Source organism: Flavobacterium sp. (assembly GCF_035299005.1).
In the GTDB taxonomy this organism is placed as follows: Bacteria; Bacteroidota; Bacteroidia; order Flavobacteriales; family Flavobacteriaceae; genus Flavobacterium.
This window is the reverse complement of record NZ_DATGXL010000009.1, coordinates 36,250-58,523: the sequence shown is the minus strand read 5'-3', so window position 1 is coordinate 58,523 and position 22,274 is coordinate 36,250. Positions and strand designations below refer to the sequence as shown.

Annotated in this window: 22 protein-coding genes; 3 read left to right on the top strand and 19 right to left on the bottom strand. The window is 32.2% G+C overall.

Annotation, left to right across the window (positions count from 1 at the left end; all coding sequences use genetic code 11):
- Positions 1–49: 49 nt before the first annotated feature.
- Positions 50–526: a GyrI-like domain-containing protein gene (locus tag VK164_RS05150; RefSeq protein ID WP_324208337.1), complete on the top strand. Its 477-nt coding sequence runs from the start codon at positions 50–52 to the stop codon at positions 524–526.
- Here VK164_RS05150 and VK164_RS05145 read toward each other — a convergent pair.
- Genes VK164_RS05145 through VK164_RS05135 form a run of 3 tightly spaced genes read right to left on the bottom strand, consistent with a single transcriptional unit; the run spans position 523 to position 1,587 of the window.
- Positions 523–894, bottom strand: a complete 372-nt coding sequence (locus VK164_RS05145) for a YchJ family protein (protein ID WP_324208336.1) — start codon at positions 892–894, stop codon at positions 523–525. The genes VK164_RS05150 and VK164_RS05145 overlap by 4 nt on opposite strands.
- 3 nt (positions 895–897) lie before the next feature.
- Positions 898–1,038 (bottom strand): hypothetical protein, encoded by a 141-nt coding sequence (locus VK164_RS05140; protein ID WP_324208335.1) that lies wholly within the window; start codon positions 1,036–1,038, stop codon positions 898–900.
- Positions 1,039–1,041: 3 nt separating this feature from the next.
- On the bottom strand, positions 1,042–1,587 hold the full coding sequence (locus VK164_RS05135) for a DUF1543 domain-containing protein (RefSeq protein WP_324208334.1): 546 nt from the start codon (positions 1,585–1,587) through the stop codon (positions 1,042–1,044).
- Positions 1,588–1,706: 119 nt separating this feature from the next.
- Between VK164_RS05135 and VK164_RS05130 the strand changes: the two genes are divergently transcribed.
- On the top strand, positions 1,707–2,216 hold the full coding sequence (locus tag VK164_RS05130) for a hypothetical protein (RefSeq protein ID WP_324208333.1): 510 nt from the start codon (positions 1,707–1,709) through the stop codon (positions 2,214–2,216).
- Positions 2,217–2,285: 69 nt separating this feature from the next.
- Here the strand turns inward: VK164_RS05130 and sucC are convergent, their stop codons facing one another.
- A complete protein-coding gene (gene sucC, locus VK164_RS05125; protein WP_324208332.1) occupies positions 2,286–3,479 on the bottom strand; it encodes an ADP-forming succinate--CoA ligase subunit beta in 1,194 nt (397 codons plus the stop codon).
- Between the two features lie 233 nt (positions 3,480–3,712).
- Here sucC and lysA point away from each other — a divergent pair, with 233 nt between their 5' ends.
- Complete coding sequence (lysA, locus tag VK164_RS05120) at positions 3,713–4,918, top strand: diaminopimelate decarboxylase (RefSeq protein ID WP_324208331.1); 1,206 nt, start codon at positions 3,713–3,715, stop codon at positions 4,916–4,918.
- 73 nt (positions 4,919–4,991) lie between these two features.
- Here lysA and pafA read toward each other — a convergent pair whose 3' ends face one another.
- The 15 genes from pafA to VK164_RS05045 form a co-directional block, all read right to left on the bottom strand.
- Entirely contained in the window at positions 4,992–6,599 is a 1,608-nt protein-coding gene (gene pafA / locus VK164_RS05115; RefSeq protein WP_324208330.1) for an alkaline phosphatase PafA, read from the bottom strand.
- Between the two features lie 122 nt (positions 6,600–6,721).
- Entirely contained in the window at positions 6,722–7,132 is a 411-nt protein-coding gene (locus VK164_RS05110) for a hypothetical protein (RefSeq protein ID WP_324208329.1), read from the bottom strand.
- An 11-nt stretch (positions 7,133–7,143) separates the two neighbouring features.
- Positions 7,144–8,088 carry an NAD(P)H-dependent flavin oxidoreductase gene (locus VK164_RS05105; protein WP_324208328.1) on the bottom strand — a complete coding sequence of 315 codons (945 nt, stop codon included), beginning with the start codon at positions 8,086–8,088 and terminating at the stop codon, positions 7,144–7,146.
- The gene (locus VK164_RS05100; protein ID WP_324208327.1) at positions 8,088–9,692 is read right to left on the bottom strand and encodes a S8 family serine peptidase; all 1,605 of its coding nucleotides are present in this window, start codon (positions 9,690–9,692) and stop codon (positions 8,088–8,090) included. Before VK164_RS05100 ends, VK164_RS05105 begins: the two co-directional genes overlap by 1 nt.
- 63 nt (positions 9,693–9,755) lie before the next feature.
- Positions 9,756–10,943, bottom strand: coding sequence for a tRNA 2-thiouridine(34) synthase MnmA (mnmA, locus tag VK164_RS05095; RefSeq protein WP_324208326.1), 1,188 nt, complete (start codon positions 10,941–10,943; stop codon positions 9,756–9,758).
- 2 nt (positions 10,944–10,945) lie between these two features.
- Complete coding sequence (locus tag VK164_RS05090) at positions 10,946–11,704, bottom strand: hypothetical protein (protein ID WP_324208325.1); 759 nt, start codon at positions 11,702–11,704, stop codon at positions 10,946–10,948.
- A gap of 10 nt (positions 11,705–11,714) precedes the next feature.
- Positions 11,715–12,533, bottom strand: a complete 819-nt coding sequence (proC, locus tag VK164_RS05085; RefSeq protein WP_324208324.1) for a pyrroline-5-carboxylate reductase — start codon at positions 12,531–12,533, stop codon at positions 11,715–11,717.
- Positions 12,534–12,588: 55 nt separating this feature from the next.
- The gene (gene yidC, locus VK164_RS05080; RefSeq protein ID WP_324208323.1) at positions 12,589–14,481 is read right to left on the bottom strand and encodes a membrane protein insertase YidC; all 1,893 of its coding nucleotides are present in this window, start codon (positions 14,479–14,481) and stop codon (positions 12,589–12,591) included.
- Positions 14,482–14,521: 40 nt separating this feature from the next.
- Positions 14,522–16,135 (bottom strand): CTP synthase, encoded by a 1,614-nt coding sequence (locus tag VK164_RS05075; protein WP_324208322.1) that lies wholly within the window; start codon positions 16,133–16,135, stop codon positions 14,522–14,524.
- 137 nt (positions 16,136–16,272) lie between these two features.
- A complete protein-coding gene (locus tag VK164_RS05070) occupies positions 16,273–16,500 on the bottom strand; it encodes a DUF3820 family protein (RefSeq protein WP_324208321.1) in 228 nt (75 codons plus the stop codon).
- Positions 16,501–16,581: 81 nt separating this feature from the next.
- Positions 16,582–16,986, bottom strand: coding sequence for an OsmC family protein (locus VK164_RS05065; RefSeq protein ID WP_324208320.1), 405 nt, complete (start codon positions 16,984–16,986; stop codon positions 16,582–16,584).
- Positions 16,986–18,872 carry a LysM peptidoglycan-binding domain-containing protein gene (locus VK164_RS05060; RefSeq protein ID WP_324208319.1) on the bottom strand — a complete coding sequence of 629 codons (1,887 nt, stop codon included), beginning with the start codon at positions 18,870–18,872 and terminating at the stop codon, positions 16,986–16,988. The genes VK164_RS05065 and VK164_RS05060 overlap by 1 nt, the downstream gene beginning before the upstream one ends.
- Positions 18,873–18,970: 98 nt before the next feature.
- Positions 18,971–20,503 (bottom strand): glutamine-hydrolyzing GMP synthase, encoded by a 1,533-nt coding sequence (gene guaA / locus VK164_RS05055; RefSeq protein ID WP_324208318.1) that lies wholly within the window; start codon positions 20,501–20,503, stop codon positions 18,971–18,973.
- 72 nt (positions 20,504–20,575) lie between these two features.
- Positions 20,576–21,754, bottom strand: a complete 1,179-nt coding sequence (locus VK164_RS05050; RefSeq protein WP_324208317.1) for an AIR synthase related protein — start codon at positions 21,752–21,754, stop codon at positions 20,576–20,578.
- Positions 21,755–21,829: 75 nt separating this feature from the next.
- Positions 21,830–22,273, bottom strand: coding sequence for a hypothetical protein (locus tag VK164_RS05045; protein ID WP_324208316.1), 444 nt, complete (start codon positions 22,271–22,273; stop codon positions 21,830–21,832).
- Position 22,274: the final 1 nt, after the last annotated feature.

Sequence of the window (22,274 nt, the reverse complement as noted above, 5' to 3'; positions counted from 1 at the left end):
ATTCATAAAAAAACCTTTCATTTCTGAAAGGTTTTTTTATTTTTGAAAAATGAAACCAACAATAAAATCCTTTCCAACTACAAAATTTATAGGTAAAAATCTTTCGTTTACTTATGCTGATTATCGTGTTTTTGAATTATGGAGTAGTTTTATACCAAGACGAAAAGAAATTCAAAATGCAATTGGAACTGAGTTATACAACATTCAAATTAACCCTGAAAATTTTGATTTTAATCCAAATACTCCTTTTGTAAAATGGGCTGCTGTTGCCGTTTCATTATTTGAAGAGGTTCCTGAAGGAATGGAAGAACTTGAAATAAGAGAGGGTTTGTATGCTGTTTTTAACTACATAGGAGATCAAAATGGTGTTGCGGCATTTTTTAATTCAATTTATACTAAATGGCTGCCTAACTTTGGTTATGAATTAGAAAATCGTCCCCAATTTGAAATTTTAGGTGAAAGATATAAAAATAATGATCCAAACTCTGAAGAAGAAATATGGATTCCAGTCAAGAGAAAAATTTAATACTCACCATCAACGTAAAACCAATTACCATTGTCAAATTTAAAAGTTGAATGCTCATAATGTACTTGAGCTTTCAGTTTTTCATCAAGAAAATAAGCTTTGAAGGTAACGGTAGTTTCTGCAGTATTCAATATTTCTAATTTTAGCCATTGATTGTTTTTGGACCAAGCTATAATATCAGATTTTTTATAAAACTTTCGAGTTGATAAATGTGTAGTAGCGATTAAATAATCTGCTTCACCTGTTGCATATGCGCTATATCTTGAACGCATTAAAGCTTCAGCTGTTGGTGCTTTTGTATTTCCTTTGATATACGGTTTGCAACAATCTTGAAAGTAAAGCGAACTTCCACAATAACAGTAGGACATAAATTACGATTTAGATTCGTTGAATTTTCTTGTAATTTCTTTTAATTTTTCGGCACGTGCATTTTTTTTAGCTTTTTCTTTTGCCTGTTCTTTGTGTAATTTGTCGTTATGTGCTTTTATGTTTTTTGGATTATTTCTTCCCATAATTTACATAGATGATGTTATTTTATCAATTTTTAAATAACCTATGTGCAATTCATTTTTATGAATTGACGCACTAGGTTTAAAATGCAACTGATACCTCTGTTTGAATTGTTTTCCTAAAATTTCTTGAACATCATATAAGTCATCTACATCAATACCATACTTATCATCAATATGTGAAGTTGCTCCTTTGAACCCAAAATGTTTATAGAAAGAGGTCAATTTTGCTTTTTTAATTGCTTCAGCTTTGTTTTGTGCTATAGTTAGTACTTTGTAATGATATTCTTCAAATTCATTCTCTTTGTAGCCTCCTAGATTGATAAAAAATAATTGCTGTTGATTCGTTGAGGTTTTTTCAGCTTTGGAAATAATTTCTATTGTGAATCCATCTACTTGAGTTACTTTTTGCCACGCATCAATATGAATTTGACCTTTTGCTTCGGGCCAAAAAAGTTTCAAATCTTCAACTAAATCAAATAAAGAATTTGCAATACCAAAAAAAATATCATGCTGCTCTGTAAAACGCCCTTTTGGTTTACAGCCAAGCATAATCATTTATAAACTAGCTTGATTTTTCATTTGACGAAGATACAAAATTTTGAGATTTAAAAGTTTGGCACAACAATTGGTTATGGTTTAATATCATTAAACTCTAAAAAAAATATATTATGAAAAAAATTACTTTATTGTTTGCTTTTATCGGGATGATAACACTACAAAGTTGTACAGTGAATGAAGTTCGTGATGATTATGATAACGATACAATTAGTGAAGTTTTCGAATACTCTAATGTAGATTTGGTTTCAGGAAATGGGTATACGGCCCTATTAGATTTTCCTCACACTATTTACTCTTCTGATATGGTATTGGTTTACCGATTAGCGGATTATGGTTCTGCTGGAGATGTTTGGAAATTGATGCCAGAAACATATTATTTTAATGATGGAACTTTAGATTTTGGCTATGATAATGATTTTACACAATATGATGCACAAGTTAGTTTGTATGGTTATGACTTAGCAGGTTTGGGTAATGGCTATAAATTAGATCAAGTATTTAGAGTAGTTGTTATTCCAGCATATTTTGGAAATAAATCAGCCAATCAAGTTGATTTCAAAGATTATAACGCTGTTGTAAAAGCATTTCATATTAATGAAACAAAAATGATTAAAAAATAGAGCGCTTTTTATATATAAAAAAATCCCGATTCGCTAGAATCGGGATTTTTTATTTGTATGTTTTATGAATTAAGACAAAGCTGCTTTTACTTGGTCAGCTGCTTCTTGGAATTGAACAGCAGATAAGATTGGCATTCCTGAATTATCAATTAATTCTTTTGCAATTTCAGCATTTGTACCTTGTAAACGCACAATGATAGGTACTTTAATATCATCACCCATGTTTTTGTATGCATCAACAACACCTTGAGCTACACGGTCGCAACGAACGATTCCTCCAAAAATGTTGATTAAAATTGCTTTAACGTTTGGATCTTTTAAGATAATTCTAAAAGCTAATTCAACACGTTTTGCATCAGCAGTTCCACCTACGTCTAAGAAGTTAGCTGGTTCAAAACCAGCATATTTAATTAAATCCATAGTAGCCATTGCTAAACCAGCTCCGTTTACCATACATCCAACTGTACCATCAAGGTCAACATAGTTTAAACCTGCTTCTTTAGCTTCAACTTCGATTGGATTTTCCTCTCTAACGTCGCGCATTTCAGCATATTTTGGTTGTCTATATAGAGCGTTATCGTCGATATTTACTTTTGCATCAACTGCTAATATTTTGTTGTCTGAAGTTTTAAGAACTGGGTTAATTTCAAACATTGAAGCGTCTGAACCAATATAAGCATTGTATAAAGCATCAATAAATTTAACCATTTCTTTGAAAGCATTTCCAGAAAGTCCTAAGTTGAAGGCAACTCTTCTTGCTTGGAAACCTTGTAATCCTACAGCAGGATCAATTTCTTCTGTAAAGATTAAATGTGGTGTGTGTTCTGCTACTTCTTCGATATCCATTCCACCTTCAGTCGAATACATAATCATATTACGGCCAGTAGCTCTATTTAATAAAACAGATACATAAAATTCAGAAGTTTCACTTTCACCTGGGTAATAAACGTCCTCAGCAATTAACACTTTGTGTACTGTTTTTCCTTCTGGTGGCGTTTGTGGTGTAATCAACTGCATTCCGATGATTTGCTCAGAGATTTCAGTTACTTGGTCTAAGTTTTTAGCTAACTTAACTCCTCCACCTTTTCCTCTTCCACCAGCGTGAATTTGTGCTTTTACTACGTACCAACTTGTACCTGTTTCAGCAGTTAATTGTTTTGCAGCAGCAACCGCTTCAACTGGATTGTTAGCTACAATTCCACGTTGTACGCGTACACCATAACTTGCTAAGATTTCTTTACCTTGATATTCGTGTATGTTCATAATTGTTATGCGTTTATCTTGTTTTAAAAAGTGCCACAAAAATAACAAAGTAATTTTTAATTGACTAACTTTTTTCGGTTTAATTTGGGAATTTGATATACATGAATTAATATTTTTTTATAATTACTATGATTAATATTGTTATAAATAAAACAAAATGTTATAATTTGTTATTTATTGTTTTAAAAATTGTATTAGAAATTTTAAAAACTACTTTTGCAAAAAAAAGTAGCATGAAACAAGAAGAATTACTTCAATTAGCCCATGAGTTTGGTAGTCCATTATATGTTTATGATGCAGTAAAAATTGCTTCTCAATATAATCGTTTAACAAATGCTTTTAGCAAAGTTGAAAAGTTTAAGGTACATTATGCAGTAAAAGCACTTTCTAATGTTTCTATATTAAAATATTTGAAAAGTTTGGGTTCGGCTTTAGATACTGTGTCTATTCAAGAAGTGCAGTTGGGATTACATGCAGGCTTTCAACCACATGATGTTATTTATACACCAAATGGTGTTTCAATGGAAGAAATAGAAACGGTAGCAGCATTAGGAGTTCAAATCAATATTGATAATTTGTCAATTTTAGAACAATTTGGAACAAAACATCCAAATGTTCCAGTTTGTATCCGTATTAATCCGCATGTAATGGCAGGTGGAAATGCAAATATTTCGGTGGGACATATTGATAGTAAATTCGGAATTTCGATTCATCAATTGCCACATATATTAAGAATTATTGAAAATACAAAAATGCATATTAATGGTATCCACATGCATACAGGGTCAGATATTTTAGATGTGGAAGTATTCTTGTATGCCGCCGAAATCTTATTTGAAACTGCTAAACATTTCTCATCTTTAGACTTTATCGATTTTGGTAGCGGATTTAAAGTACCATACAAAAAAGGAGATATTGAAACCAATGTAGAAGAATTTGGAAGAAAATTGACCAAACGCTTTTTAGCTTTCGAAAAAGAATATGGTCGTCCGTTAACTCTAGCTTTTGAGCCTGGGAAATTTTTGGTAAGCGAAGCGGGTTATTTTTTGGCGAAAGTTAATGTAGTAAAACAAACAACATCAACAGTTTTTGCCGGAATTGATTCAGGATTTAATCATTTAATTCGACCGATGTTATATGGTGCGCAACATCATATTGAAAATATTTCCAATTCAAAAGGAAAAGAACGATACTATTCAGTGGTAGGTTATATCTGCGAAACGGATACTTTTGGTAGTAACCGAAGAATTAATGAAATTCATGAAGGTGATATTTTATGCTTCCGAAATGCAGGCGCTTATTGCTTTTCAATGGCATCTAACTACAACTCAAGACTAAAACCAGCTGAAGTGCTTTGGAAAGATGGAAAAGGACACTTAATCAGAGCACGAGAAACGTTTGAAGATATTTTGAAAAATCAAGTGATGATTGAGGTTTAAGTTTTGACATAGATTTCACAAATTAACGCAGATAAAAAAAAGCATCAAACTAAAATTTGATGCTTTTTTGTTATTATTTCAAAACCTCCAACAAAACCTTACCATCAGAACTATTTGGCATGGTAATTTTTAGCATTTGAGTGATAGTTGGTGCTATTTGTGTGATTTCTTTTCTATCATAGGTTTGTCCTTTTTGGATATTCCAGCCATAGAAAATCAATGGGACATGTGTGTCATAAGAATAAGGTGAACCATGAGTTGTCCCGGTTGAAGAATATTCTACATAACCTGGTTTGAAAATCAATACTAATTCTCCATTTTGTGTTGGGTCATAACCTTTTGAAATAAAGTTTAAGTAATAATCACTTGCATTAGCATTGGCTACTTCTTCTTCTGTGTAAGCTCTTTTTATGTAATCTTGTTTTTGCAAATATTCTTTAAAGCTTTGTTTTACATCTTGTAAATTTAATCCTTTTGATTTGACTTTATTTTTATCAATAAAAACATTATAATTAGAATAATCTAATAATACATTTTCTCCAAAAGTAGTTTCAGAAAATTCTTTTAATGATGTTTCTATGTTTTTAAAATTAATGTTATCCACTTTGTATTTATTGTCTTTTAAATATGTTACGTTTTCTGCTCCAGCGTGATCTGCAGTTAAGAAAACCAAGTAATTTCCTTTTCCAACAGTTTTATCTAAATAAGTTAAAAAATCAGCAATAGTTTCGTCTAAGCGTAAATATGTATCTTGTAATTCTATAGAACGCGGTCCTAAAACATGTCCTATATAATCTGTTGAGGAGAAACTTACTGCTAAAAAGTCGGTGATATTGTCTTTTCCTAAATTTTCGTTTTCAATAGCTTTTTTAGCAAAATCGGCTAATAAATTATTCCCGAAAGGAGTTGAACGTAAAATTCCGGCATCGTTTGCATCATACATATCTTGTAAATTGTAGGGCATAAATGGCGCTTTTTTATACAATTTTCCTTCGTATGGATTGTTATCAGTTAAACTTTCATTGTAGGTGTCTTTTGGTTTTAGTAGATCCCAACCCTTTGTGACATATTTTAAATAATTTTTTTCAGCATTAAACTGTGTAGCCCAATCAGGAAGTTTTTCACCGTAGTAAGTACTAGAAATAAAAGCTCCAGTTTTACTGTACCAAAATGCCCAATCTGCAAAATGTCCAGCTGGAAGAATTGCACCTCTATCTTTAATACTGATACCGATAACTTTTCCTTTGAAATTAGTTGATAGTTTCAATTCATCAGTCATGGTAGAGCTTTGTAGGTTTCTTGGCGACATTTTTCCTTCGTTTACAGAATCATCACCAAGCGTTGTAACGGTTGCATCATCGGTACAATACATTTCTTTACCGGTGGCTTTGTTAAACCATTCGTTCCCTACAATTCCATGAACAGCAGGTGTAGTCCCAGTGTAAACCGAGGCGTGTCCGGGCGCAGTATAGGTTGGCATATAATTGTAATGTGTGTTGTGAAAAGTGTAACCTTCTTTCATTAATCGTTTGAAACCATTTTCGGAAAAATCATTTGAAAAACGATATAAGTATTCCATTTTCATTTGGTCAACAACAATTCCTACAACTAATTTAGGCTTATCTTGTGCAAAATTTGCAGTTGTAAGTGATAGGAAAATAAATAAAAAAGCTTTTTTCATAAGAGACTAAAAATTTATACAAAAGTACAGTTTTGAGAGAAATAGTGTGTTAACTATATATAAAAAAGACCCTTTATTGAAATATTTCAAGTAAAGAGTCATTTTTTTGTGTTTTTTGAAAATTATTTTACTTCTTCAACAATGTCATAACAAAATATAAAATCTTTGAAATAGACATATAGTTGAGGTTTATTTCCTAAATCTACTCTTGTAAAGAATGAAATTTTAACAGCTGTTCCTTCTTGATTTTTACACAAATAAGAGTTGATTTCATCAGTCTTAGTAACTTCTTTTTCCAGATATTCAACAATTGTATAATGCTGAATTTCTCTTGAATAGATTACAATCTTATTTTTGTCGTAGTCTAAAGTGACATACATTTCTGTAGCTTCTGGTTTTGACCATTTTCCCCAGTTGTCTTTACTGTCTTTTTCTAAAACAGATAAACTCGTTGTTTTAAAACGAAATTGTTGGGCATAATTTGAAAAAGAAGTTAGAAAAAGGAAAAATAAAAGGTATTTAAAAAGTTTCATTAGTATAAGAATTAAAATTCAAAGGTAGTAAGCTCTTTTTTAGCAACGTTAAATTCTGTAATTATATTATCAACAATAGTTTCAACAGGTAATATGTCTTGAATTAATCCAGCAATTTGTCCGATTTCTAATTCGCCCTCGATTAAATCACCTTCAAACATACCTCTTTTTGCTCTGCGTTTACCTAGTAAATCAATTAAATCTTCTTTTGAAGGGCATTTTGTATACAATTCTTGAACATCGTTGTAGAATTTATTTTTAATTAATCGGACAGGTGCTAATTCTTTTAAAGTCAATTGTGTGTCGCCTTCGCCTGTTTCAATGATAGTTTTTTTAAATGCATCATGAGCTGAACTTTCGGTTGATGCGGCAAATCTACTCCCCATTTGCACACCATCGGCACCTAATATCATAGCTGCAAGCATTCCTCTTCCGGTTGCAATTCCTCCCGCTGCAATTAATGGAATGTCAATTTGTTCACGCACCATTGGAATTAAGGTTAGGGTAGTGGTTTCTTCTCTTCCATTATGCCCGCCAGCTTCAAAACCTTCGGCAACAACAGCGTCAACTCCTGCTTCTTGAGCTTTTAAAGCAAATTTTGAGCTACTAACCACATGCACTACAGTAATTCCATTTTCTTTTAAAAACGGAGTCCAAGTTTTTGGATTACCAGCAGAAGTAAAAACTATTTTTACACCTTCCTCTTTTAAAATCTGCATGATTTCTTCAATATTTGGATAGAGCATAGGCACATTTACCCCAAAAGGTTTGTCGGTTGCTTTTTTACATTTTTGAATATGTTCGCGCAATACATCAGGATACATGGAACCTGCTCCAATTAATCCTAAACCTCCAGCATTACTTACAGCACTTGCTAATTTGTAACCGCTATTCCAAATCATTCCGCCTTGAATAATTGGATATTTAATATTGAAAAGTTGGGTGATTTTATTCATTATTGTTTTACTAATTTCCCTTGAATTAATTTATTTTTTGATGAAAGTTCAAAGAAATAGATTCCAGAAGCTAGATTTTCAACATTTATGGTTTGATTAGATGTTGTTAAAGGAATTTCATTTACTCTTTGTCCTAAATTATTATATAAATATAAAGTAGCATTTATGGATTCATTTGGGATAGTAATTGTTATTACATTTTTAATAGGGTTAGGGTAAATTGAAAACAGTTCATTGTCAAAATTTTGTGCATTTAATGCGTTGGTTAAAGCCAATTGAAAATCTGGAATTCCATAGCCAAATTGATTTGTAGGTGCAGTGTATCTATCAGCAGATTGTTTTACAAATTGAACAACTTCTGCAGCAGTTAAATTAGGAACAGCCGACCAAAAGCTTGTAATCATTCCAGCCATAATTGGTCCAGAAAAAGAAGTTCCGTTTGCGGTCACTATAGCACCGCTTGTATTTGATACGACCGATGCTTGCCCTTGAGCCATAATATCTGGTTTAACTCTGCCGTCAAAAGAAGGGCCAATAGAACTAAAAGAAGCATAAGTTTCGTCTGCTTTTACAGCACCAATAGCCAGAACATTTGTAGCTTCGCCGGGTACACCAACATAAGGATCTGCTGTTGCACCAGAATTTCCTGCACTTGCAATTACAACAATTCCTCTCGTAAAAGCAATATTTGCACCTCTTGAAGCAAAAGCTTGGTTACCTGTCATTTGACTATAAGTGTGGCTATAATTTGGATTATCATAACCAAAATAACCTAAAGAAGAGGTTATTACATCAACACCTAATCTATCGGCTTCTTCAGCTGCTTCTACCCAATAACTTTCTTCAACTGGATTTTCTGATGCTACATCTTCTGTCACAAATAAATAATATTGTGCATCAGGAGCTGTTCCAACTAATTGCCCATCTACATAACCACCCATACATGAAAGAACCATTGTGCCATGATTATGAAGTGCATAAACATTCGTACTTTGATTCACATAATTGTATCCACCTAATATTAAATTATTTGTAAATAAACGCTGAAAAGGAGTAGCTACATTTACATTTTGAAAGCCAGAATCTAAAACAGCAATTATTTTTCCTACACCAGTATAATCTTGTTGGTGCAATAAATGTCCGTTTAACATTTGAATTTGATTTACTGAAGTCCCATAATTAAAAGTAACTTCTACATTCATGTTTTTGTTAATACTATTGCTAGTATTTGTTGTGGTCATTCTTGCATTTAATGCCTGATTTGCAAATTCGATTTCGCTCACGAATGATAAATTTGTTAATGCTTGAATATCAGTTTGAGTTCCTCTAACATGTAATGCATTTAGCCATTTTGATTTAGCTTTTACAGTGATTCCAGTAGATGCGGTAACTTGATCTATATACGTTTGAGCAATTGGTACATCAAGATTATCTAAAGCTATTCCCTGAGCTGCTCGTCTATCTAAAGATCTTTGGGTAAGCATTGTCAAAGGATTTGCTAGATAAGTTGCAGCATTTGGCTTATCTAAAAAATAAACCCAAGCATCTTCTTGAGAATAACCTAAGTTAAAAATCAATAAAAATATGAGTATAGTTTTTTTCATGGGCTTAAGGTTAGTTTTATCAAAAATAAGAAATTTTATTTAAAGTGCTTAGCAAATGCATTCTTAAGCAATTACACCACTCCCTAACACTTCGTCGTTATGATGCCATGCTACAAATTGTCCTTCAGTAATAGCAGATTGTGGTTTTTCAAAAACAACATACATTCCATTTTTATATTGGTGTAGAGTAGCTTTTTGCAACGGTTGACGGTAGCGAATTCTTGCCAAAACATTTAATTTTTCTCCATCTTTTAATGCTAAATCTTCTCTAATCCAATGAATTTCTTCATTTGCAATAAATAAAGCTTTTTTGAATAATCCTGGATGATTATTGCCTTGGCCAGTGTAAATAATATTTTTTTCAACGTCAGTTTCAATGATGAAAAGAGGTTCTTTAGTTCCTCCAACATTCAAACCTTTGCGTTGTCCTTTTGTGAAATAGTGAGCGCCTTGGTGTTTCCCTACAACTTTTCCAGGTACTTTTAAATAGTTGATGCGTTGCGCTTCAAAAGTAAAAGATTCCTCTTCTGAGTTAAAAGTTGGTTTATCTTCTGCATAAATGTTAGCATCAGCCGGAATTTCTACGATGATCCCGTCTTTTGGTTGTAATTTTTGTTGTAAAAATTCTGGTAATCGCACTTTTCCGATGAAACAAAGTCCTTGTGAATCTTTCTTTTCGGCTGTGATTAAATCTAATTTTGTAGCAATTTCTCGAACTTCGGGTTTGGTTAATTCACCAATTGGAAATAATGCTTTTGCTAATTGTTCTTGTGATAATTGACACAAAAAATACGACTGATCTTTGTTATCGTCTTTTCCTGCTAATAATTGAAAAATTTCTTTTCCATCTTTTTCAAGAGTGCCTTTACGACAATAATGTCCTGTAGCTACATAATCTGCACCAAGCGACATTGCAATTTTCATAAAAACATCAAATTTGATTTCTCTATTGCACAATACATCAGGATTTGGAGTTCTTCCTTTTTCATATTCGTTGAACATGTAATCCACAATTTTTTCTTTGTATTGTTCTGATAAATCAACCGTTTGAAATGGAATTCCAAGTTTTTCAGCTACTAAAAGTGCATCATTACTATCTTCTAACCAAGGGCATTCATTTGAAATGGTAACCGAATCATCGTGCCAATTCTTCATGAAAAGACCAATGACTTCATAACCTTGTTCTTTTAATAAATAGGCAGCAACACTCGAATCTACACCGCCTGAAAGCCCTACAACAACTCGTTTCATAATTATTTTCCTTTCTCTTGTTCTTTTTTTACTTGCTCAAATGTTTTTGAGACTTTTTCAGTGTATCGTTGTTCGTATTTGATTAATTCTTTACTGAATTTTGCAGCTTTTACTTCTTTAATTACTTTGTTATTTTCAAAAAATTTCCAGTTTCCGACACGTTTTCCATTCACATAATTTCCTTCATACATTTTGTTTCCATTGCCATCATAATAAGATGCTAATCCTTCATATTGACCATTTTTATAAATGTGTTCATCAATTAATTTTCCTTTTTCTGAATAAGTTTTTGATGTACCTTCTTTAACTCCAGTTTTATAATTAGTATCTTCAGCAATTGTACCATCTTTATAAAATACTTTTCTATTTCCTTCTAATTTTCCGTCTTTATAGAATTCGATAGACATAACTGTTTTAGATTCAAAATGATAATATTTCCATTCACCATCTGGTGTTTTGTTGACTAATTTACCTTCGCTTACTTTATTTCCTTTTTGGTCATAAAACACTGCATAACAAGATCCATCTCCTTTAGAAAAATCTCGGGTAGCTATTACAGTTCCAGCTTTAGTATCATCAAAATATTTAAAAACGCCAGTTTCTTTTCCATGATTAAATGTACCTTCATATCTTGGACGATTTGTTTCTTTGTGTGTTCCTTTCCATAATCCATGTCGATTTCCTTGTTCGTCTAACTGATTTACTTTGTCTTGTGCAAAAGCAGAAATGGTTAAGAATAATATAATGATATACTTTTTCATAAGTGTTTTTTTAGTTTATTTTATCAAATAACTTGCCAAGTTCTTCAGAACGATTATTTGCCGCAAAAATTGCATCATTGGTGATTTTTGAGAGGTTAAAAGTACTAAATATTTTTAATGCTGCTTCAGTTGTACCTCCTTTTGATGCAACTTTATCAATCCATTCATCATTTGATAATTTACTTCTGTTTTGTAATTGTACTGAGCCAGAAAATGTTTGACTTACTAAAAATTCAGCTTCAGAAGGTGTAAAACCTATTGAAATAGCTGCATCTATCATTGATTTCATAAAATAGAATACATAAGCAGGACCACTGCCTGATACAGCCGTAGCTGCATTGAGCATATCCTCACGTTCAATATAAATTGATTTTCCAGTTGTGTTTATTAAGTTTTGAATAATAAATAATTCTTTCCTATCAACTGATTGAGAAGCGCAAAAGACAGTCATTCCTTCTCCTATTTGGGTTGGGATATTGGGCATTGAGCGTACAATTTTGTCAACTCCAAGTGCTTCTTGCATAGTTTGAATTGTAATTCCTGCCATAACTGACAATACTACATGTTCAGGCTTTAAAAATGATTTTATTTCATTTGAAAGTGATTTAAAATCTTGTGGCTTCACGGCTATAATTAAAATATCAGCTTCAAATAAAATAGGAGAGGCTTTGGTGAAAAAATTGTCTTTCTTAATGCCATAAGCTTTCTTTTTCTCGATTTCACTTCTATTTAAAACAAAAATATCAGCATCAGTTACAAATCCTGAACTAATAAAACTATTAGCATAGGTTTGCCCCATATTACCAAAACCAATTATTGTTATTTTCATAATATTAAAAAAAGAAACCCTGTCGGTGCAGACAGGGTTTATATAAAGATAAAAATTATTTTTTCTTTTGTGCGGCTTTTTGAGCTTCTGCTTGCTCCATCATTTCGCGCATTTTTTTCTGGAATTTACTTTCCTTTTTCTCTTTCGTTTTATTTTCCTGAATTTGAGCGTGAATTTTATCTTCTTTCACAATGTATTTTTTAATAACTAACATAATCCCAATTGTAATTAAGTTAGAGATAAAGTAATACAAACTCAATCCTGAAGCATAGTTGTTAAAGAAAAACAACATCATGATTGGAGAAACATAAATCATCACTTTCATGATTTTACCCATATCCGGCATTCCTTCTTGTTGCGGTTGTGTCATTGCTTGGTCTCCCGTAGTCATTTTCATGTAGAAGAAAATTGCAATAGAAGCTAATATAGGAAACAAACTAACGTGACTTCCATAAAAAGGAATATGAAATGGTAATTGGAAAATGCTGTCATAAGAAGATAAGTCGTCAGCCCAAAGGAATGATTTTTGTCTTAAATCAAACATCGAAGGGAAGAATTGAAACAATGCGTAGAAAATAGGCATTTGCATCAATGCAGGTAAACATCCTGCCATAGGATTTACACCAGCTTTTGAATACAATTTCATTGTTTCTTGCTGTTTTTTCATTGGATTATCTTTGAATTTTTCGTTCAATTCAGTAATCTCTGGACGTAATACTTTCATTTTTGCTTGCGACAAATATGATTTGTATGTTACTGGCGACATTACAATACGAACTAAAATGGTAAATAAAACAATGGCAATACCATAACTAATTCCTAATGCAGAAATAAATCCGAAAACTGGAATAAAAATATAACGATTAATCCATCCAAAAATACCCCAACCTAATGGCATGATTTCGTCTAGATTTTTGTCATATTTGTTTAGAATTTGATATTTTGATGGCCCATAATACCAATTCATATTGTAGTTTAAAGCTCCATTTTTAAATTCCAATGGAATTTGAGCTGTAAAATTTTTAGTAAAAATAGTATCTTTTTCTTCGTCATCTACTAAATTATCTGATTTGAATTTTACATTCTTAAACTTTGTATCAGTTAATAAAATAGAAGTAAATAAGTGTTGTTTAAAAGCCACATAAGTAACATCAGCAGCTTCACCTTCAGAGTCTTTGGCTGCATTCAAATAATCATCTTTTCCATCTTCATATTCATACACTAACTCAGTATAACGATTTTCATAAGTTACACTTTTTTCGTTTCTGTATGTTTTTAGTTGCCATTCTAAATCCAAAGGTTTTGAAGTATTTACTACTTTTTCTAAACCTTGAGAACGAATTGCAAAATCTAACATATATTCGTTAGGCTTTAATACATAACGATATTCTAAATACTGATCAGACCCTGCTTTTAGTTGTAAAGTTAAAACTTGATTTTTCCCCTCTGTTGTTAATTTAGGTTCAAAATATAAATCTTTAGTATGTAACGTTCTGTTATCTGTAGTGTTTAATGTAATGTCTAAAGAAGCATTTTTATCTTTAATGATTTGTACTGCTTTTTTAGAGTTTTTTTCAAACTGATCAAATCCTAAAACGGTTGCATCTACTATATAACCTCCTTTATTAGAAATTTTAAGAGATAAAACTTCATTTTTAATTTCAGTTACAGCGTCTGTAGCTGATGGAAGTGTTGCAGAATAGCCAAAAGAACCTAATTTTGCTTGTGCAGCAACATTTTGTGTAGAATCAGTTGGAGTAGCAACTGTTGTTGGAGTTACTGTTTTAGCTTGTTGTGCTTCTTTTGCTTGTTTTTCAACTTGTTCTTTTTTCTCTTTTGCCTTTAATTCTTCAGCGGTAGGAGTGTTAGCATATAACATCCATAATAAAATCCCCGAAATCAATACAAATCCGATAATCGAATTTAGGTCTAATTTTTTTTCTTCCATCTACTTATTAGTGTTCAGTGTTCAGTATTAATTGAACAGTTTATTTATTCTTATGTTGCACAGCGGCTGCCACAAAACTCACAAAAAGTGGGTGAGGATTAGCTACTGTACTTTTATATTCAGGATGGTATTGCACGCCGATAAAGAAAGGATGTGTAGGAATTTCAACAATTTCTACCAATTTCGTATCTGGATTTATTCCAGAAGCTACTAATCCTACTTTTTCTAATTCGTTTAAATACACACCATTGAACTCATAACGGTGACGGTGGCGCTCCATAATCTCAGTTTTACCATAGATTTTTTGTGCCAACGTGTTTTCTTTGATACTACATTTCCATGCGCCTAAACGCATAGTTCCTCCTTTGTTTTCAATATTTTTTTGTTCTTCCATTAAGTTGATTACTGGATGAACTGTGTTTTCATTCATTTCGGTTGAATTTGCATCGGCATAACCTAAAATGTTACGTGAATATTCAATAACCGCCATTTGCATTCCTAAACATATTCCGAAAAATGGAATGTTGTTTTCTCTTGCATAACGAACAGTGTCTATTTTACCTTCAATTCCTCTTCCGCCAAATCCAGGAGCAACTAGTATGCCATCTAAATCTTTCAACTGACTTTCTGCCGAATTGGCATCTAAATGTTCAGAATGAATTGAAATTACATTTACTTTTGTCTCATTTGCCGCTCCAGCATGAATAAATGCTTCTAAAATTGACTTGTAAGAATCTTGTAATTCTACATATTTTCCTACCAAACCAATATTCACTTCATGCTTTGGATTCTTCAATCTAAATAAGAACTCATTCCAGTTGTTTAAATCTGGCGTATTTTTTTCTGGTAAATCTAATTTTTTCAAAGCAACTCTATCTAATCCTTCTTCCAACATTAAATTTGGAACTTCATAAATAGTTGACGCATCAATAGATTGAATTACCGCTTCTTTTTTTACATTACAAAATAACGCTAATTTTTGACGTAAATCTTGCGAAATTTCATGCTCGGTTCTACAAACTAAAATATCAGCTTTGATTCCACTTTCCATCAACGTTTTTACCGAATGTTGTGTTGGTTTTGTTTTTAACTCTCCGGCAGCAGCTAAATAAGGTACTAGCGTTAAATGTACAACAATTCCATTATTTTCACCTAATTCCCAAATCAATTGGCGTACTGATTCGATGTAAGGTAATGATTCAATATCTCCAACGGTTCCACCAATTTCTGTTATCACAATATCATAATCACCTGATTTTCCAAGTAACTGCATGCGTTCCTTGATTTCGTTTGTGATATGAGGCACCACTTGAACCGTTTTTCCTAAAAATTCTCCTCTACGCTCTTTTTCAATAACCGAAAGATACACTCTTCCTGTAGTTACGTTGTTCGCTTGTGAAGTTGGAACGTTTAGAAAACGCTCGTAGTGGCCTAAATCCAAATCCGTTTCTGCTCCATCGTCTGTTACATAACATTCTCCGTGTTCGTAAGGATTTAATGTTCCTGGGTCTACGTTGATGTAAGGATCAAACTTTTGAATGGTTGTTCTGTATCCTCTGGCTTGCAATAATTTGGCTAATGAAGCTGCGATAATTCCTTTTCCTAAAGAAGAAGTCACACCTCCAGTAACAAAAATATACTTAGTTTGGTTCATTGTGTTGTTGTTTGTGCGTTGTTGTAGTTTAAAAACGTGCAAAGATAGGTTATAAAATTAGAATTCTGAAATTAGGAATTAGAAATTTTATACCGATTTACAGAATGTTAATAAAGACTATTTTATGTCTTTAAAAATTACTTTTTCGGAAAGTTTCTGCGGATGTTTCTTACAAGCTCTTCTAAGCCATTTAGCTTGAGTTCGTGGACTAATTTTAATTGTTCGCCTAATTTCCCTTTTGGGAAACCTTTATTAGCATACCAAACCACATAATACTCTGGAAGGTCAATTAAATGATAGCCTTCATATTTACCAAATGGCATTTTGGTGTGCGCGAGTTTGATGAGGAGTTCGTGGTTGGTCATTTTTGAGAGGATAGAAAAAAGATAAAAGAATATAGACCATTTTAAAAAGTCTTTCTTCTTCTCTCTTTTTTCTTTTATCTATTACTTCCAATTAAAAACAATTTCTTTCTTTATATCCGGATGTAAGCTATAGAAAACTGGGCAAGTCATCGCCGTTCTTTCTAAGATGGTTTTTGTTTTTTCATCTGGGTTGATAGAAAAATTGAAGGTTACATGAATTTCTGTAATTCTTCTTGGATCTGTTCCCATGATTTTGGTTACTTCTGCTGTAGAACCTGAAAAATCTACTTCTAAATCACGTGCTTTGATTCCCATAACGGTGAACATACAGCTGGCTAATCCGTTAGCAACAGTGTCGGTTGGTGAAAAAGCTTCTCCTTTTCCGTTGTTATCTAGTGGTGCATCCGAAATAATTTCAGAACCCGATTGTAAATGTATCGAAGAGGTGCGTAAATCACCTAAGTAAGTCACTTTTGAAGTTGCCATTATTGTACTTGTTTAATTGTTAGATCGTTGTCATAATATAATAAATAACAACCATTATTATTGTTTGCGCCATTTTCATTCGAATAATCAAAACTGTTTTCAACATATTCTGTTTTGTATTTTGAAACCGAATCTACAAAACCTTCTTCTTGACAAATGCGTAAAATAGTATCAAAAGTTATATCAAAACCTTTTATCGCAGCAGTGTTTGGTGTAATATTATTGTCTTTTTTAAATTCTTTTGCAAAAAGAAATTCTTCTGACGTTGTAATTACTTTGTTTGCTGAAGGATACATCAATTTTAAAGCAGTTAAATTTTTAATTGGAATTTCTTCAAAATTTAGCGCATCATACACTTCAAAAACTACTAATTGGATTTCATATTCTTTTTGTAAGTTCTTTAAAGTATTTGTAATACTAAGAATAGTTCCTGCTTTCTCAATTTCTAGAATTACAAAATTTGGTTTTCCTTTTACTAACTGTGTTTTAAGATTAGCGACATCTAGTGCTCCTTTATCATTAAAAGTAGCCAATTTAGTTTCTGGAAAATTTGAAGTTAAATAATCTCTGGAAGCAGTTTTTTTGGTACTAATAATTGCTACTACATTGCCATTTTTCTCTTTGAAATAAGCAAATAAGTTAGCTTTTAATTTTTCTTCTGAAGGAATTGCATAATATAAATTTGGTAGAGCTAATCCTTTTTCTTTTGAGAGAGGAGAAATAACAGGAATATTATATTTTGAAAGTAATTGTGCTGTATTTTCAACATGCGAACTTTGAAAAGGACCAATAACGGCATCTACTTTTGAAAAATCGTTTTTAGCAATGATGGAAGCTACATTAGATGAATATTTTGAACTTTCAACATCATAAATTTTAACATTAACGGGCAATCCTAATACTTTTGCTGAGTCTATCGCCATTAATGCTCCAGCATAAAAATCTAAGGTTAAGTTTAAAAATTTATTGGTTTTTAAATGCTCTGTTTTTGTTTTTAACGAATCGTTTTCTATTTTATTGATGTTAAATGGAAGAAATAAAACCAATTCTTTTTGTGAGGTTTTATCTACCGTTTTTAATAAATCAACTTTTGGTTTTGCAGAAAAAACAGAATCTTTTGTGAACTTTCTGGAAGGCACATTTAAAACCATTCCTTCTTTTAAACCTTCTTTTAATTCTGGATTCAAGTTTAATAAATCTTCTTGAGAAACATTTAGCTTTTTTGACAAACTAAACAATGTTTCTTTGGATTGTACTTCGTATTGTCCTTTTCCTACAATTGAAATTTTCTTTTCTTGAGTAGTTTTGATTTTTAAAATTTCGCCTACTTTCAATCCTTCCACTATTTGCGGATTTAATTTTTCTAATTCTTCAACTGAAATTCCATATTTTGCTGCAATTCCATATTTTGTTTCTTGTGCAATAACTGTGTGTGAAAAAGTTGAAGTAGTAGTCTTTACTTTTTCTTCTTTGACAACATCAACTGGTTTTATCTCTTTGCTAGCAATAGTTTTGTTTGTAGTAGAAGGTTTTGAAACATAAATTTCTTGGTCTATTTTTAAACCTTCTTTTAAAGTCTCTTTGTTCCAATTTTCAATATCTGAAACTGAAACATTATATTTTTTTGCAATACTAAAAAGTGTCTCTTTTGCTGCAACTTTATGAGTGATACCTGATGATTTTGAGCTTGCTTTCGGAATCAATAAAGTGGTGTTTTCTTGAATTCCATTTTCAGCATCTGGATTCAATCGGTAAATATCATATGGTGTGACTTGATATTTTTTTGCGATTTGATATACAGATTCTCCTTTTGCTACCACATGCTTAATTTGAGCTTGTACTACAAAAGCAAATAAAAAACTATAAATAAAAAATACTTTCTTCATTGTAAAAAAATAAAAATGGCAATTTCAAAAATCAACCCAAATGTACTAAAAATCTAAATTGAAACTTGTAATTGCCATTATATAGTTATTAACTTAATCTATTCCCATTCAATGGTTGCAGGTGGTTTTGAGCTGATATCATATACAACTCTATTCACACCTCTAACATTGTTTATGATTTCATTAGAAATTTTCATTAAAAACTCATATGGCAAATGTACCCAATCTGCGGTCATTCCGTCTGTTGATTCTACTGCACGTAATGCTACTACTTTTTCATATGTGCGTTCATCTCCCATTACACCCACGCTATTTACTGGCAATAAAATAGCACCTGCTTGCCATACTTTGTCGTATAATCCATGTTCTTTTAATCCGTTGATGAAAACAGCATCTACTTCTTGCAAAATAGCAACTTTTTCTGGTGTAATATCACCTAAAATACGAATCGCTAATCCTGGTCCTGGAAATGGATGACGACCTAATAATTCTTCGTCAATTCCTAATGATCTTCCTACTCTACGAACTTCATCTTTGAATAACATTCGTAAAGGTTCTACCACTTGCAATTTCATAAAATCAGGCAATCCACCTACATTATGATGTGATTTAATAGTTGCTGAAGGTCCGCCCGTTGCTGAAACGGATTCAATAACATCAGGATAAATTGTACCTTGACCTAACCATTTTACATCGGTTAATTGGTGTGCTTCATCATCGAAAACTTCAATGAACGCTTTTCCAATAGCTTTACGTTTTGCTTCTGGATCATCCAACCCAGCTAATGCATCCAAAAAGCGTGCCGAAGCATCAACTCCTTTTACATTTAAGCCCATTCCTTTGTACTGATTTAGTACATTTTGGAATTCATTTTTACGCAATAATCCATTGTTTACGAATATACAATATAAGTTCTCTCCAATTGCTTTATTCAATAAAACCGCCGCTACTGTTGAGTCTACACCACCAGAAAGTCCTAAAACTACTTTATCGTTTCCGATTTTAGCCTTCATTTCGGCAACTACTTCCTCTACGAAAGCGTTTGGTGTGAAATTTTGAGGTACTTGAGCAATTTTTACTAAGAAGTTTTCTAACATTTGTTTTCCATCTGTTGAATGATATACTTCTGGGTGAAATTGAATTGCATAAGTAGTTTCTCCTTCGATTTTATAAGCTGCGTTTTCTACGTCTTTTGTGCTCGCAATCATGATACCATTGGTCGGTAATTTCTTGATTGAATCTGAATGACTCATCCAAACTTGGCTATTTTCAGAAACACCTTCTAAAAACACTTCGTTCTCTTTGATGTAAGAAAGATTCGCTCTTCCATATTCTCTTGTGTTAGAAGCTGCTACTTCTCCACCTGAAAAATGGGCTAAATATTGTGCTCCGTAACAAACTGCTAACAATGGCATTTTGCCTCTAATTTGAGATAAATCTGGGTGAAGTGCTTCTTCTGAACGCACTGAACATGGACTTCCACCTAAAATTACTGCTTTATATGATGATAAATCTGCTGGAATTTTATCGAATGGAAAAATCTCGCAGAAAATGTTTAATTCTCTTACTCTTCGGGCAATTAACTGGGTGTATTGCGAACCGAAATCTAAAATTAATACGTTGTGTTGCATTTTATTGTTGTTGTGTTGTAAATTTTAATTTCATTAAAAATAGAAAGACAAGTCATGACTTGTCTCTACAGATTAATATTCAAATGTTCCGTATTCGGATGTAATTGTTAATTTCTTACTATCTGATTTCTCTACTCTTCCTACGATTTGCGCGTCGATGTTGAATGATTTTGAAATTTCGATAATGTCTTGTACTACTTCAGTAGGAACATATAATTCCATACGGTGACCACAATTGAATACTTGGTACATTTCTTTCCAATCTGTTTTGGATTGTTCTTGAATTAATTGGAACAATGGTGGCACTGGAAATAAATTATCTTTAATCACGTGAACGTTTTCAACAAAGTGAAGCACTTTTGTTTGTGCGCCACCACTGCAATGCACCATTCCGTGAATTTGATTTGAATTGTATTTTGATAAAATCTTTTTGATTACTGGAGCGTATGTTCTCGTTGGAGAAAGCACTAATTTTCCTGCGTCAATTGGACTATTTTCAACTGAATCCGTTAATTTAGTTTGGCCTGAATATACTAATTCATTTGGGACCGAAGCATCAAAACTTTCTGGATATTTTTCAGCCAAATATTTCGAAAAAACATCATGACGTGCCGAGGTTAAGCCATTGCTTCCCATTCCTCCATTATATTCCTTTTCATAGGTTGCTTGCCCAAAAGAAGCTAATCCTACAATGATATCACCTGCTTGGATATTCGCATTATCAATAACATTTGAACGTTTCATACGAGCTGTAACGGTTGAATCTACGATTATGGTACGAACTAAATCGCCTACATCAGCGGTTTCTCCACCAGTTGAATGTATGGTAACACCGTGATTTTTTAACTCTGAAATTAATTCTTCTGTTCCATTGATAATCGCAGAAATTACTTCACCTGGAATTAGATTTTTGTTTCTTCCAATAGTGGATGAAAGTAGAATGTTATCGGTTGCTCCAACACATAATAAATCATCAATATTCATGATTAATGCATCTTGAGCAATGCCTTTCCAAACAGAAATATCGCCTGTTTCTTTCCAATACATATAGGCTAAGGAAGATTTTGTTCCTGCGCCATCGGCATGCATAATGATGCAATATTGGTCGTCATTAGTTAAGTAATCAGGGATAATTTTACAAAATGCTTGTGGAAATAAGCCTTTGTCAATGTTTTTGATAGCTTGGTGCACATCTTCTTTAGAAGCCGAAACTCCTCGTAAATTGTAGCGTTTGCTCGTATCAGAACTCATGAATGTTGTGTGTTGTAGTTGTGGCGCAAAGATAGTTTTAAAATTTAGAATTTAGAAGTTTGAATTTAGAAATTCTTAAATTTTTATAACATAAATACCATCAATTAACTCAGAAGTATTATTAGGCACTTGAACATTTTCTATTTTATAGACGGTGTAGCATTCTTGTTCTTCAGCGGTTACATCATGAGTAATAGTAATTTCCTCAACATTTGATGTGGTTTCGTTGTTTAAAGTGACAATAAATGTGTTTCCAGTTAAATTTTCTGTATTAGGAAATATTTGAATTTGATTAGTATTCGGAATAAAATTAAATGGAACTGCTATATCTTCTGAGTCTTTTATTGTAATTTGTGTAGCAGTAAATGTTTCATTTTCAAATACATTTTCGGAAGAAGTTTCGTCAAGAATTTCAACAAAAATAGATGCAGGTGCTACAAGGTCACCTTCAACACATTTGTCGCAATTTGTGTTTAAAAAGGCAATTATAAGTATTAAAAAAGGGATGTATTTTTTCATA